The sequence below is a fragment of the Vibrio sp. STUT-A11 genome (assembly GCF_026000435.1).
In the GTDB taxonomy this organism is placed as follows: domain Bacteria; phylum Pseudomonadota; class Gammaproteobacteria; order Enterobacterales; family Vibrionaceae; genus Vibrio.
The window spans coordinates 219,557-233,319 of sequence record NZ_AP026764.1 but is presented as its reverse complement, the minus strand read 5'-3'; the positions used below and the strand labels follow the sequence as shown (position 1 = coordinate 233,319).

Below are 13,763 nucleotides of genomic sequence, written 5' to 3'. Positions count from 1 at the left end.
AAACTCTCTAACTGTAGATGCTGTTTAGAGCAAGACGCTGTTTTTCTTCACTGAACATGTGATTCAATTCAGTCGTGTATTGGTCAAAATCTATATCGTGATAGTGGTTGATACAGTGAGTCAGCTGTTTTGCCATTTCTTCTGGGGTTTGCGCCAAGAAGGGATAGTTCAGATCTTTTGTTGCGCCAATCAGACGGATGACCATGGGGAGATGGAGCTTCGCGGCCTCAAGGATCGTTAACGGCATCCCTTCCCAAGCGGCAGTGTGTAAATAAATATCTGATGTTTTTAACTGCTTGACGACCTCATCACGAGGAAGCATGCCAGTGACGTGTACGCCTTGGTCTTTTAAACGCTGCTCAAGTTCTTGGTCGCCACCCCCAATCCAAGTGATATCCAACTGACGATTGAGTGTTGCGACATCAAGGTGGGAAAGGGTATCAATCAGAAACTGAGGGTCTTTCTGAGGCGCGACGCGGCCAAGGATGACCAGTTTTAATGCAGCGGAGTTATCCCGGTTTTTGCGCTCTTCACTTTGATAAGAGACATAATTATTAAGTAACTCAGCACGTTTCGCCCCAATACTGATGGCTAAATCGCACTCACGCTGACTACACCCTGCGACAACATCGATTTTATTCAATCGAACTCTTTCTAGTGCTTTATAAAGCCGTCGAGCAACGCCGGAAATATCTTCCCGCTCAAATGCATAGCAGTGGGGCGTATACACTAACCGGGCGTTATTGAGATTCAAAAAACGCCCTAAAAAGCCCGCTTTACTCGAGTGTAGGTGGACAATATCTGGCTTGATTTGGTCAATGGTTTTGTTCGCATCTTTAATGAACTGCAGTAGCCCACCCTTCACCCATTGAGCCCGCGAAAATACATCGTGGCTGCTGTCATTGGTTAAATCATTTTCGCGAGCTCTGGCGACCAGAAAGTGCTGATAAGGTTCATGACGGGAAGAGTGCGCGTAACTATAAAGTGCAGTTTGAACACCACCGCCAAAAGATTCGGTTATATGTAGGACTTTTTTCATGATGTTTTGGTTCCCGGGGTTTGCTGCCATTTAGTCTTAAAGGCGTCCCGCTCTTGAACTGAGTAAACATGTTGATAAAGCGGCAAGTCGTACATGTAGAACAATTTGGAAAAATCGTATTGCTGCTTAAAATACTGATAGATGTTTGAATACCATTTGTTCTTCGCTTCGTTGCTATTCTTTAACTCAAAATTATCGACATTTAAAAATTGACCGATCTCCTGGTCTAATAAGCTGAGCTTTTCACACTTAATTAAAAGCACTTCTGCCTGGTTATTGTTGAAGGTAAAGAAAGGCTGAGTGCTATCAATCTGTTGACTCATGACATCGATTTTGAAGTTACGTTTTAGTTCGTTGTCGAACCAGTTAGCGAAATAGTTAAGGTTAATGTAATTGTCGAAGCAGTTTTCCAAGTGCTGATAGGTCACGTCCATGTCGTTGTGGATTGCTTCGTTCTTTTTACCTTCGATAAACTGCAAATGAAGATCCTGGAAAAAACGAGACAGTACGGTAGCGATAGGATCACGTACTAAAGTGACGATTTTTATCTGTTCGCGTTTTTGCAAAATCCGCTTTCTCTGGTTGAGTACCAAGCGATAGAACGCGCGGTTTTTAAAATCGAAGAACTTCTTCACATCTTGTTTGTTGTAATACATGTGAAACTCTTCATGATCATCAAAGGTATGGATGTGGTAACTCGGGATTTTACGTTCTCCTAGTGTGTGCTCGATGGAAGATGAGCCCACTTTGCCCATTTGGTAAACCAAGACGAAGTTGTCAGCCCGAAGTTCTCGGTTTTTCTCAAATTGTCGAGAGATGGAATATTTCATTGATCAAGTCCTTGATTATTAAAGTTCGTGGCTTTATTTACCGAATGTGATGGGATGCTGTCGGATTCTTCGCTGGGCCTCACGCTGATCATTACTGGCAGTAATAGGATTAAAATGATCGTGGTATTGACCGCGACGAAACAGACCATAACCAGCGCGTACGCTGCGAGTAGCAGACTTTTTCTGTTTTCGTTTAAGCTGTGGAAGCAAAATTGGATGAATAAAAAATACCCGCCGAACAATAATGCTATACCCAGTAACCCATACTCAATCGCGGTATCAAGGACAAAGTTGTGGGTGTAAATCGCCAATTCTGGATAGTTAAAATAATTGACCATGAAGTTGGGAAGCATTTTGGCTCCAACACCTAAGATTGGATGCTGCTGCAGAATGTCGAAACCATTGGCGAGCAGAAGTTTTCGGTGCAGATTGGACACCCACCTTGCTTCGCTTTGATTGGCAAACAAAATGTCTTTTTGGGTAAACTCTAATTGGTCAGCTAACGCGTCGAAACCGACATACAGTGTGATGGAAACGGCAGCTAAAACGACGAAGCTCAGAGTCAGTAAAATGGTCCAGGTATACGTTTCACTGACGGCTTTTTTCATCAAACCCTTAATGAAAAGCTGATCCAAAATAAACAATAAACAAAAACCAAGTAGGGCTTTTCGCTCTTGTGACAAAACGAGTAACACCAGAGCAATCAACATCAATATATGAAAGGCGCGAATTTTGTCTCGATATAAATAGAGCAACGAGCAGAGCAGGCCAAAACCATACTTACTGACCCCAAGAAGCTTGAATCCACTTTGATAACCTTGGGCAAAATGCCAAGCGGCAACCAGACAGCAAATAACGAAGAGAATATAAGAAAAGTACACCATGACGCGGTCATCATCGAAAGCACCGTATGCGAACATTAATCCGAGTAGACTAAGAATGGCTACCCACTGAACGGTTTCGGTAATGAGCGGCATCAACGGAACACGGTTAAGTAAGCCGTTAATAAACACATAACCGGTAAACAGCAGTACAAACCCAATACACGGATGGATTAACTTGCGTGCTTTACTTTCCATGACAACAAGCGCACTTAATCCGAGTGAAAGAAGACTGGCGATATCACTTGGTGCCAGTGCGATACCTCCAGCTTGGATTTTTACCGGCGCGAAGAAGAGTGCTAAGGTAACCGCAGCGAGCAAGGGGATGTGATTATTTGCTGGCATAGAGTTCATCATAAGCCTTGTAATAGCTCTCTCTGAATTGCTCCAGAGTAAAAGATTTACAACGTTCGACAAAAAAGTGAGTAGCCATCTCATAATGAGCTTGGTTACTGCAAATTATCTCAATTTTATCGGCTAATTCCTGAGCGTTTCCGAGTTCGAATAAGTAGGAGTCATTACCAATCACTTCATCTAATCCGGGAACATTTGACCCCAACACGGGCAGTCCCTCTGCCATCGCCTCCACGGCGGCCAGTCCAAATCCTTCAATAATTGAAGATTGAACATATACATCAAGTTTAGAAAGAAAGGTTGGAACATCTGAGATGACACCATGCCAGTGTACGCGGTGAGCGCAATGTAATTGTTGTGCTAAATTTTGCAGCTGTTGCTTTTTATCACCGTCACCCGCTAAATGAAGGTGGTAATGTTCGGGTAATTTAGCGACGGCTTGTATGAGAGTCGAGTGGTCTTTATAGCCATGCAGCCTGCCTGCCATCCCGATTTTAATTGGATTATCTGGTGTAATTCTGCTGTAGAATTTCGCTTGTCTGGAGAAACGGTTTAAGTCGACACCATTATAAATAACGTCATAGCGATCCTTGTATCTCGGCAAAAACCGGATCAACTCTTCTTTAACTTTATTGGTGATACAAATCGTTTTCTGATGTTGTTGGTACATCAGGTATTCCATAAACTTAAAGGCAGGGTAATCTCTGCGCCTGTTCGTCGTGTTGTGTTCTGTTTGCACCCGTTTCTTACCAATCGCTAATAAAGCGACATATATTGAAGGGAATAAGTGGCTATGGATCAAGTTGGGCCAGCGTAACAAAGCCCATTTTTCTTTGATCGACAGGGAAGACCAATAGTAGCAACTGACCCCATTTTCATCTAACTGCGTCTCGAAATCATTGTCTTTATGAAGAACCAGTATTTTTACTTCGTAGTGTGGTTTGTGCTTAACGACAAGGTCAACCAGAAAGCGTTGAGCGCCTCCATTGTTAGATAAGTCATTAATGATATGTAATATTTTCATGTCTCTACCAAACTATTTTTGTGAGTACTTGTTCTTAATGTTGGCTATTTCAGAACTCGTAAAAAAGTGCATCGCAAGCTTTGAAGAAAGCATCTCGTCAACAAACTCTGGTTTGAGCTGGTATGAATTTTTGAACTCGGCAGCAAGTGGTGAGTACCACTTATTTTCCGATTGGTTGTCATGGGTCACTTCGATCTCTTGCTGCAAAAATTCGCTGATCGCCTGCTGTGATTGATCCAACTTGTCGGTTCTAATCACCATCAGGGAGAAGTTTCCCTTTTGGTAGGTTTGATAACCCAGTTCATGATCAAAAGGGTGAATAAAGACATCTATTCCTGTGAGTGCTTTGATTTCGTTATCAAACCACTCAAGAGGATAGTGATGATTGACATGCTTCTCAAAAGTCTCATGAAGCAGTTGCGGGCGCTCTGAACGTACAGCGCTGTCATCTTTGAGGTATTTATCCGCTGTCCAAAATGGCAGTGACTGAAAAAGCATGGATATGTTTCTACCAATCGGCTCTCTGACCATCGAGATAATACGTACTTGCTGTTTACGTTTTAGCATGTTGGTTACAATGGCACGTTTTAGTAACCGCTTGACGTAGTTCGTTGTTGGTTTGTGCAGCTGTGCTCTTACCGGCGATATTTGTTGTGACGCGGCAATGGACATAAGATCGTGCAGATGAATCGAGCCATCGATCGACTTTTCGAGCGCACTGGAGCCCACCTTGCCCATTTGGTAGATCAGTACAGGCTGCTCCTGACGTTTCAGCGCTTGGTACCAAGATACTGGTTGTCTAGTAGGCGTATTTCTGGACATATAGAGCTTCCCCTTGCTTAGATTTTGCTTGTGTAATAAGTACGCCAAGAGATGGTACGGAATGTTGTAATTGTTTGGATAACGCAACATTAACCAGCTGTGCTTTGGTAGACTCTGCGCGGATGACGGTAATCAGTCCATTAGCGTATAGACCTAAAATCAGTGCATCGCTCACAGACAATAGTGGCGGAGTGTCGATGATGATTCGGTCATACTTTTCCTGAAAGTAATCTAATAGCTTATTAAATCGTGCCGAGGCTAACAGTTCCTGTGGGTTTGGTGGAATTAATCCAGCAGGCAAAACATCTAGCTTCGCGTCTTCAACCCTAACAATACAGTCTTTAATCGCTGTATCCATGGTGAGTATGTTGCTTAACCCTGGTTGAGAATCGGCAATGTCGAATCTTTTTGCCAACGAAGGTTTGCGCAGGTCACAATCAATGATCAGTACTTTCTCCATTGTCGAGAAAGAGGCCGCCATGTTAATGCTGGTGGACGTTTTTCCTTCTTCTGGAATCGCGGAAGTGAAAGGCAATATTTTCTGTTTCGTGTTAGTCAGTTTAAGTAAAAGTGAAGTTCTTATTGAGCGACACGCTTCACTAAACAGTTTTTCATCTTTATCCAGGTAAGCTGTGTAGGTGATCCCACTTTTACGTAAACGACGGTTCTTAACCATAGGGATGGTACCCAGGCAGGTTACGCCCAGCTTTTCCTGAACATCAGACGCGGTTCTGATTACTTCACGCAATGTTTCTAAAATGATGACTAATGCACAGGCAATCGCGAAGCCGAATAACGTAGCAATGAATACTAGCTTCATTCTTTGTGGCGCGATAGGAAACAAAGGGATCATGGCCTTGTCTGTGAAGCGAGCGGTGACATTTTTGTAGTCACTGGTGGCGCTGGTCTCTTTTTCTCGGTTTAAGAATGCTTCGTAGAGCGATTTGTTGGATTCAACTTCACGTTTAAGTTGTTCATAACGTGCCTTTTGTGAGCCCAATGATTGGAATTCTGTTTTCTTGCGATCTAACTCTGAACGCAGCATGTCTTCCTGAGATTTTGCTGCCAGTAAGTCTTGCTGTTTACTGAATGAAACTTCACGAATGAGTTGCTGGGTTCTGGTTTGGATCGAATCTAATTGTGCTCTCGCTTGAATCATACGATCGTGCTTCGGTCCGTAACGCTGTGCCAGTTCGGATAAGTTCTTCTCAGCTTGAGCCTCTGAAAGTTTCAGGTCACGAATCTGTACTTGATTGGCAAACTCATCTATCGATAGCAGGCTATCTAAGCTTTGTGATGATTTTCGTCTGAGAAGCTGGATCAAAGACTGAGCTTCAATCCGATTATTAACCGCCGTATTGAGCTTTCGATTGAGCTCTTCCAGCTCATTGGCGTAGATTTCATCGATACCGTTGATATCAATCAGTCCCTCTTGCAATAAGAAGTTTTGCAGAGCCTGTTCTGAATCTCTCAGACGCTGTTCCAATTTTTGCGAGTTGTTGGTCAGCCAGGTTGCAGCATTTTGTGTGATGACTAATTTCGCTTCAAAATTCGCATCGATATAGGCTTGCCCGACTGCATTTGCGACTTGTGTGGCAAGTTTTGGATCTGCTGAGCGAAAACGGATCTTAACCATTTGCGTATTGCGGACAGGTTCGATCTCGAGCTTGTCTTTGAATGTTTGTAGTGCCCGATAATAGGTGTCTGAGTACTGGGCTGTTTCTGTTGGGCTTGGAGCAACGCTTAGCAAGTCTTGGACCAGCGGGATTGATTTTATTTCATCAATCGTTTGTTTTAGGCCACCTGTACTGGTGAACTCGGGGTACTGCGTCAGATTCAGGCTTTGGATCACTTTATCTGCAATATGGTTTGACTGTAAAATCGCCACTTGAGTTTGGAAGTATTCTTTCTTGGTGGTATCCACGCCATAGACCTCTTCTATGGACAAGGCGCTTTTTTGCTCTTCTTGAATTAATAGCGTTGCTGTTGCTTGGTATATCGATGTTTTCGAGTAGATATGCCAAGTGCAGGCTAAAGAGAAAATCAAGGTAAAAGCAGCAATACTCAACCAGTTCTTTTTTAGCGTATTAAAGTGATGACCAAAGCGGATCAGTTCTACTTTGTTCATCGGGAAGTGGTTTGGGTGAGTTCCGTTCATTTGATTACCTGTCACTTAGAAGAAGCTTTGATCAATAAATACAATGTCACCAGGCTCAACATTTAGCTGCATATCGACATTTTCTACCGTGTTACCAGTATTGTGTTTGGTGAGGTTAATTCCCTTGCGTGATGCTCTGTCGGTGAGTCCGCCAGCTAACGCGATTGCTTTCTCTATCGTTAATCCAGGACGATACTCAAACCCTCCGGGCTTACGTACTTCACCATTAACGTAAAAAAGCCGGAAGTTATTGATGGTTACCATCACTTTAGGGTCAATGAGGTAATCGCCTTTTAGCCCGGTCTCTATTTCATCTTTAATCTGTTTAGGCGTCTTTTGGATAGCTTTAATTCGGCCAAGATAAGGGTAATCAAAGTAGCCATCAGACGTGATCAGTATGTTTAAAATAGAGAGATCTTCTTCCCCATAGACTTGTATCGAAATGGTATCCCCGGTATCGAGACGATAATCTTGTTCATTCGTAGCAGCCGTGGCGATCGTGCTAAATAGCAATACAACCAAGCTAATAAATCTCATTAATGGGTTCATTAAAAATCCTTTTTACAGCGAAAATTGAGTGCTTAGTGTCCAAATATTTTGTTGGAAGCTATAACCAGCTCGGTCTGATGTTTTATCTTGGTATTGCCAGTTAGCCTGCAACAAAATCCAACGTTTGATCTGATAGTCGATACCGGCAGACAGCGAGTAACGTTCACTATCTCTTGAAGCAATTCCCGGCAGCTCCCCGGTGTAGTCATCTTCTTGGTATAAGAATCTTAACTCTGTGGCGAGGTAGCTATTCCAGTCATGCTTAAAATCAATTCGATAGCGTGTTTGCAGGTTATAGTCGCCGTCTTGATCTGGATTCACCGCAGCTTGAGTTGTTTTTACCGTAATCAGCGTTTGCTCTTGAGGTAACCACTCGAAGCCGATATCCCAACTGAAGCCTTTAAAAGTTTCTCGCTCATTACTGTCAAAGTTTTTTACTTGGTAGCCAAGTCGAGCAGTACCCTGTGTTTTTCCGGTTACTTCCCACTGTGCCCCGGTATAGTAAAAGCCCGTTGTATTGTCTCTGGATGCCATGGCTGGGTTGCTGTGCTGATAATCGGTTTGAATTTGTCTAGTACCTACCAGCCAATAGGTTCTTGGCGTTGCTCGCAAATAAAACTCAGTGTGAGCACTTGGCGCTTTATAGTCGTTGTATTTGGTTTTCGCATTTGGTGCGAACGTTAAGCCGTCGCGATAGTTTTGGTAGGTTTTGTCGCTATAGTTAAGGCCAAATTCGAACCGTCCTTTAGCCCTCTCGGAACCAAAAATGTAATTGGTTTTTAGATCGTTGCGGTGGAATCTAATCGGCGAGTCAACTACGTCACCGTTACCCTCAGTAATGTTTTCACCTCTTAATTCATGCTGGGCACGGAATTGATAATCGACGACCAGACGATTACGGTGGTTAAACTCAAAGAAGTTGGTGAATTGAAAGGTATGATCATCGTAATCGTTACTGTCATCCGATGAGAAACCCGCTTTCAATCTATAACTAAGATTTGCTCGGTACTGGTTGCGCTCAATTCGGGTAAGCAGGCTTGGCTCTACTCCCCAAGTATTAATGGACTTCGCGTTCTCTTCGTCTTTATTCACGTTGTCATCGCCTTCATAAAAGGCTTTAACCTGGGGAATAAATTCAATACCTGAGCTGGTTGTATACGCCATTGGTTCTGCCAAAGTGAACATTGGCAAAAAAAGTAGCGAAATGATTGGAGTTGCCGTCTTCATCGTCTCTACCTTAGTAAGCGTTAGCGCCGGTGAAGCCTTTAAATACCGTCAGGAATATGATTTTTATATCCATCCATACTGACCATTGGTGGATGTATTCCAAATCAAACTCGACGCGTTTTTCCATTTTATCCAGGGTATCGGTTTCGCCTCGGTAACCGTTAATTTGCGCCCAGCCAGTAATGCCGGGTTTTACTTTATGGCGTAGCATGTAGCGGTCGACAATCTGACGATACTCTTCGTTATGGGCAACGGCATGAGGGCGAGGACCTACAATGGACATGGTGCCTTGTAACACGTTGAAAAATTGCGGTAACTCGTCGAGTGATGTACGGCGTAGAAACCCTCCAAACGGGGTAATACGTGGATCGTTTTTTGTTGCCTGTTTAATGTGGCTACCTTGATCCATGGTGGTCATAGAACGAAACTTCCATACGGCTATTTTGCGTCCATCTAAGCCATAGCGGTGCTGTTTAAAGATGACTGGCCCTTTGGATGTCGCTTTAATGCCGATCGCAATAGCAATAAGTATTGGGGCGATTAAGATCAAAATTAGACTTGAGAAAATGATATCTTCAAGGCGTTTTATCCAAGAGGAAATACCGGCAAAAGGCGTATCGAAAACGCTGAGAGTTTGCACCTGCCCAATCTGATCCCAACGAGAATGCAACAAATTATAGGTAAAGAAATCCGGTATTAGGTACGTGTTCGCAGTAGTGTCAGAGAACTGATTAAGAAGCGCAGCAATACGCTCATTCGCATGCATTGGCATCGCAATATAGACATAATCTACTTCGCCTTTTTTTGCTCTTTCCAGCGCTTGGTCAACAGGGCCCTTAATTGGGTATTGGGAGTGGGGCAGTCGTTTTGTAGAACGTTCGTCGTAGAATCCATCAAACAACACACCATGCTCGGTATGATTTTGAATCTCGTTCGCTAAGGTAATACCGTGCGGGGTTTGGCCGATAATGATGGCAGTACGCGTATTTAACCCCATTGTTCGCAAGTACGCTAACCCCATCCGGAAGGTCAGTCTCCACCCTAAAAGCAACAGCGGAGTAATGGTTACCCAGAGGCCTAAAATACTGCGATCAAACAATGGATACACTTCAGAAAAGTAAAGAACCGCAAACAGTAGTGTCACGGTAATTAACCAGGACATACAGGTAATGAACGCTTGTGCCTTGAATGAACTGGTACGCCAGGAGCGATAAAGACTCCCGCTCTCAGCCATCAGTAAAAATGAGATACCAGCAACAAATGATAGTATGACGTAATCCTTGTCTAGTGTGGTATGTGTTCCCTCTAAGACCAGGAGCAGCATAAATAAGACAATGACGGTAAGATCGGTGATGCGATATAAAAAAGCGAACTCTGCTTCATGAGAACGAATAAGTCCTTTGTATTTCATTACCTAGATTCCCTTCTGACGTGCTACCGCCATTGGAGCTATTGCCCCGTGGTTGTGCCGTAAACGTTTTAATTAGTGTTCAAGATGTTCCAAGGAATTTTTACTGTTCTAACAGTTAAATTCGAAATTAATTTTAAAAATTCATCTTCTAAAGGTAAGTGGAATTAAGAATGAAATTTAAACTTAGTGCTCAGTCCTAGGCTTAGGATAAAGCTGGTACTCAGAACAAAGGGATGAGTAAAAGTATGATGAAATTAGACTGAATATCTAGACTAAGGTTTTATTAAGCAGTGGCCTAATGAACTAATTTTTGAGCAAGAAAATAATGGATTAGTTGAGGGATTCTTTAATTAGGTACATTGCAACGGGTGATTTTAGTGCATATTTATGTGTTATACGGTTAGATATAAAAATCCCTCTCGATTGAGAGGGATTGGTAGAATTAGTTGTTCGATTGTTCGACGTCTACACCGTTTTCTTTAAATAGGCGTCGACATGCGCGACCATCGCTGTGGAATAGGTGGCAACGATGTGCAGGAATACCAATTTCTAATTTATCACCCAGGTCGACAGCGAGCGTATCTGGTTGACGGAATATAACGTCAGCATCTGCACCGTCAAGGTTTAGGTATACTTGAGTTTCGTTGCCTAACTTCTCTACAATCATTACTTCACCGTGGATGCTTGCGTCCGCTTCAGAAGCTGACAGTAAGTGCTCTGGACGGACACCCAAAGACATACGGTCTCCGCGGTTTACGGTTGTGCCGTCAACCGGAATCCAGAATGATACGCCGTTAGATAGCTGAACTTTGACGCGTTCTGCTTCGGCTTCTTCAATGAAAACACTCATGAAATTCATTTTTGGTGAACCGATAAAGCCAGCAACGAAGCGGTTTTGTGGGTAATGGTACAGCTCAAGAGGCCTACCAACCTGAGAAACATAACCCCCATCCAGGACGACGATCTTATCCGCCATTGTCATTGCTTCTACCTGATCGTGCGTTACGTAAATCATGGTACAGCCTAATTGGCGTTGTAGTTTAGTAATTTGAGAGCGCATGTTGACACGCAGTGCCGCGTCAAGGTTAGACAGAGGCTCATCCAGCAGGAACACGTTTGGTTGTGAAACCAGTGTACGACCTATCGCAACACGTTGACGTTGACCACCTGAAAGTGCTTTTGGTTGACGCTCAAGCAAGTGACCTAGTTGGAGGATCTCTGCTGCGTGCTCAACACGTTTGTCAATCTCTGCTTTGTCTGCTTTGGCCAGCTTTAGACCAAATGACATGTTGTCATAAAGGTTTAAGTGAGGGTATAAAGCGTAAGACTGGAATACCATACCAACACCACGTTTGGATGGTTCAACGTCATTCATGCGCTCGTCACCAATATACAAATCACCTGAAGTAATGTCTTCAAGACCGGCAATGCAACGTAGCAGGGTAGATTTACCACAGCCTGATGGACCTACGAAAACAACGAATTCACCTTCGTGTATTTCCAGGTCTACGTTTTTAGAAATCAATACGTCGCCATACGCTTTACAAACATTTTTTAACGTGACACTCGCCATGTAGCTCGTCCTCGATCAAATTTTTATTTTCACCACTCATCATTATATGAATTATCTAGCGAGCAGTAACTGTAGGAATTGGTAAGTTAAGGTAGTTGATAAGAAAAGTAGGGTAGCACTTCAATAAATTGTCCTAAGAAGTGCTACCCGTCACAGCCAAGTACGAGTTTCTCTCCCCCACATTAATAGCGTTGTCTCCCCCGTGAAATAATAACCACAAACAACACCAATCAATGACATTCCACTCGTATGGCAATGCAAAACCAGCATATTTTCACCTAACGCATAAGTGTTGCTGGGAAAGGGTTCTTACCATCCACTCTTGGATGGATGCAGTTTCTAAGATTGTTCCATTTGTCACATCCTCCCAATCGAAATAATTGTGGGGGGAGTAGACGGGGAGGAGTAAAAAAGGAGGAGTAATGAAGGAGTTGGGCGGAAATCACATTATTACACCACCTAAAGTTGAAGTGGATCACGACAAAAGCCCTTTTTGTGATTTGGGTCTCCTATGCTTGACGATATAGATCACGAAAATACGCCATAATTGATAGGGCGTAGGGATTAGGAGGATGAGACATACTGGATTATTTCAGATGATATATGTCGAAATACGGCTGAACCTCAATGGACTAGCCCTACATCAAAAATATAACAAAGGATACGAACATGAAAAAGTTAAGCGCTGTAGCACTAGGTACTCTTGTTGCTTTGGGGTCATTTGGTGCGCATGCTGCCATCGAAGAAGGACAACTAACTATTTGGATCAATGGCGACAAAGGTTACAACGGCCTTGCTGAAGTTGGTAAGAAGTTTGAAGAAGACACTGGTATTAAAGTAACAGTGGCTCACCCAGATGGCCTTCAAGATAGATTCCCACAAACTGCAGCGACTGGTGACGGTCCTGATATCGTATTCTGGGCTCACGACCGTTTTGGTGGTTACGCAGAAGCTGGTCTTTTAGCAGAAATCAAACCTTCTAAAGAAATCCAGGAAGGCATCGTTGATTTCGCATGGGATGCAGTGCGTTACGACGGCAAACTGATCGGCTACCCTGTCGCGGTTGAGTCTCTATCTCTAATCTACAACAAAGATCTTGTTCCTAACCCACCTAAGAGCTGGGAAGAAGTTGCAGAGCTTGACGCGAAGCTTAAGAAAGACGGCAAATCTGCAATCATGTGGAACCTAAAAGAACCGTACTTCACATGGCCACTAATGGCTGCTGATGGCGGTTACGCGTTCAAATACACTTCTGAAGGCTACGACGTTAAAGACGCGGGTATCGCTAAGCAAGGTGTGAAAGATTCTATGTCTTTCGTTAAAGGCCTGGTAGACAAAGGCGTAATTTCTGCAGATATGGATTACTCAGTATCTGAGTCTGCATTTAACCAAGGTGAAACTGCGATGACTATCAACGGTCCGTGGTCTTGGGGCAACATCGAGAAGTCTGGCATCAACTACGGTGTGACTACACTACCTAAATTCCAAGGTCAGTCTTCTAAGCCATTCGTTGGTGTTCTAACAGCAGGTATCAGCACTGCGTCACCAAACAAAGACCTAGCGGTAGAATTCCTAGAAAACTACCTGCTAACTAACGACGGTCTGCGTAAAGTTAATGATGACAAGCCATTGGGCGCGGTAGCACTTAACTCATTCCAACGTGAGCTAGATTCTGATGCACGAATCGCGGCAACAATGGATAACGCAATGAACGGCGAAATCATGCCAAACATCCCTCAAATGAATGCATTCTGGGGTGCGGCTAAGAACGCAATCATCAACGTTGTTGACGGTCGTCAATCTGTCGATGCAGCACTTGCTGACGCAGAAAAACAAATGACTAAATAATTCAGTAACACCTTTTTAAGGAGGGGGTAACTCCTCCTTACTTTTCT

11 protein-coding genes are annotated in these 13,763 nt (G+C 43.4%); 1 reads left to right on the top strand and 10 read right to left on the bottom strand.

The genetic code is table 11. The features are described 5' to 3' along the window. Nucleotides 1-7: 7 nt before the first annotated feature. The 10 genes from OO774_RS16755 to malK all read right to left on the bottom strand — a co-directional run bounded on the left by OO774_RS16755 (nucleotide 8) and on the right by malK (nucleotide 11,868). Nucleotides 8-1,039: a glycosyltransferase gene (locus tag OO774_RS16755; RefSeq protein WP_264907669.1), complete on the bottom strand. Its 1,032-nt coding sequence runs from the start codon at nucleotides 1,037-1,039 to the stop codon at nucleotides 8-10. Continuing rightward, entirely contained in the window at nucleotides 1,036-1,869 is an 834-nt protein-coding gene (locus OO774_RS16750; protein ID WP_264907667.1) for a putative capsular polysaccharide synthesis family protein, read from the bottom strand. The genes OO774_RS16755 and OO774_RS16750 overlap by 4 nt, the downstream gene beginning before the upstream one ends. Further along, nucleotides 1,866-3,104 (bottom strand): O-antigen ligase family protein, encoded by a 1,239-nt coding sequence (locus OO774_RS16745; RefSeq protein ID WP_264908712.1) that lies wholly within the window; start codon nucleotides 3,102-3,104, stop codon nucleotides 1,866-1,868. The genes OO774_RS16750 and OO774_RS16745 overlap by 4 nt, the downstream gene beginning before the upstream one ends. Continuing rightward, entirely contained in the window at nucleotides 3,082-4,128 is a 1,047-nt protein-coding gene (locus OO774_RS16740) for a glycosyltransferase (protein WP_264907666.1), read from the bottom strand. Before OO774_RS16740 ends, OO774_RS16745 begins: the two co-directional genes overlap by 23 nt. Nucleotides 4,129-4,140: 12 nt before the next feature. After that, on the bottom strand, nucleotides 4,141-4,950 hold the full coding sequence (locus tag OO774_RS16735; RefSeq protein WP_264907664.1) for a putative capsular polysaccharide synthesis family protein: 810 nt from the start codon (nucleotides 4,948-4,950) through the stop codon (nucleotides 4,141-4,143). Beyond that, on the bottom strand, nucleotides 4,928-7,108 hold the full coding sequence (locus OO774_RS16730; protein ID WP_264907663.1) for a polysaccharide biosynthesis tyrosine autokinase: 2,181 nt from the start codon (nucleotides 7,106-7,108) through the stop codon (nucleotides 4,928-4,930). The genes OO774_RS16735 and OO774_RS16730 overlap by 23 nt, the downstream gene beginning before the upstream one ends. Before the next feature lie 15 nt (nucleotides 7,109-7,123). Then, complete coding sequence (locus OO774_RS16725; RefSeq protein ID WP_264907661.1) at nucleotides 7,124-7,657, bottom strand: polysaccharide biosynthesis/export family protein; 534 nt, start codon at nucleotides 7,655-7,657, stop codon at nucleotides 7,124-7,126. A 12-nt stretch (nucleotides 7,658-7,669) separates the two neighbouring features. Next, entirely contained in the window at nucleotides 7,670-8,884 is a 1,215-nt protein-coding gene (locus OO774_RS16720; protein WP_264907660.1) for an outer membrane beta-barrel protein, read from the bottom strand. 10 nt (nucleotides 8,885-8,894) lie between these two features. Further along, entirely contained in the window at nucleotides 8,895-10,295 is a 1,401-nt protein-coding gene (locus tag OO774_RS16715; RefSeq protein WP_264907658.1) for an undecaprenyl-phosphate glucose phosphotransferase, read from the bottom strand. A gap of 442 nt (nucleotides 10,296-10,737) precedes the next feature. Then, entirely contained in the window at nucleotides 10,738-11,868 is a 1,131-nt protein-coding gene (gene malK / locus OO774_RS16710) for a maltose/maltodextrin ABC transporter ATP-binding protein MalK (RefSeq protein ID WP_264907656.1), read from the bottom strand. A 669-nt stretch (nucleotides 11,869-12,537) separates the two neighbouring features. Here malK and malE point away from each other — a divergent pair. Further along, nucleotides 12,538-13,716 carry a maltose/maltodextrin ABC transporter substrate-binding protein MalE gene (gene malE, locus OO774_RS16705; protein WP_065298151.1) on the top strand — a complete coding sequence of 393 codons (1,179 nt, stop codon included), beginning with the start codon at nucleotides 12,538-12,540 and terminating at the stop codon, nucleotides 13,714-13,716. Nucleotides 13,717-13,763 lie beyond the last annotated feature (47 nt).

Excerpts from the sequence above, each read along its gene's own strand:
- malE (WP_065298151.1), top strand. The coding sequence starts at position 12,538 with ATGAAAAAGTTAAGCGCTGTAGCACTAGGTACTCTTGTTGCTTTGGGG.
- OO774_RS16735 (WP_264907664.1), bottom strand. The coding sequence starts at position 4,950 with ATGTCCAGAAATACGCCTACTAGACAACCAGTATCTTGGTACCAAGCG.
- OO774_RS16740 (WP_264907666.1), bottom strand. The coding sequence starts at position 4,128 with ATGAAAATATTACATATCATTAATGACTTATCTAACAATGGAGGCGCT.
- OO774_RS16755 (WP_264907669.1), bottom strand. The coding sequence starts at position 1,039 with ATGAAAAAAGTCCTACATATAACCGAATCTTTTGGCGGTGGTGTTCAA.
- OO774_RS16720 (WP_264907660.1), bottom strand. The coding sequence starts at position 8,884 with ATGAAGACGGCAACTCCAATCATTTCGCTACTTTTTTTGCCAATGTTC.
- OO774_RS16725 (WP_264907661.1), bottom strand. The coding sequence starts at position 7,657 with ATGAACCCATTAATGAGATTTATTAGCTTGGTTGTATTGCTATTTAGC.
- malK (WP_264907656.1), bottom strand. The coding sequence starts at position 11,868 with ATGGCGAGTGTCACGTTAAAAAATGTTTGTAAAGCGTATGGCGACGTA.
- OO774_RS16750 (WP_264907667.1), bottom strand. The coding sequence starts at position 1,869 with ATGAAATATTCCATCTCTCGACAATTTGAGAAAAACCGAGAACTTCGG.
- OO774_RS16715 (WP_264907658.1), bottom strand. The coding sequence starts at position 10,295 with ATGAAATACAAAGGACTTATTCGTTCTCATGAAGCAGAGTTCGCTTTT.
- OO774_RS16745 (WP_264908712.1), bottom strand. The coding sequence starts at position 3,104 with ATGAACTCTATGCCAGCAAATAATCACATCCCCTTGCTCGCTGCGGTT.
- OO774_RS16730 (WP_264907663.1), bottom strand. The coding sequence starts at position 7,108 with ATGAACGGAACTCACCCAAACCACTTCCCGATGAACAAAGTAGAACTG.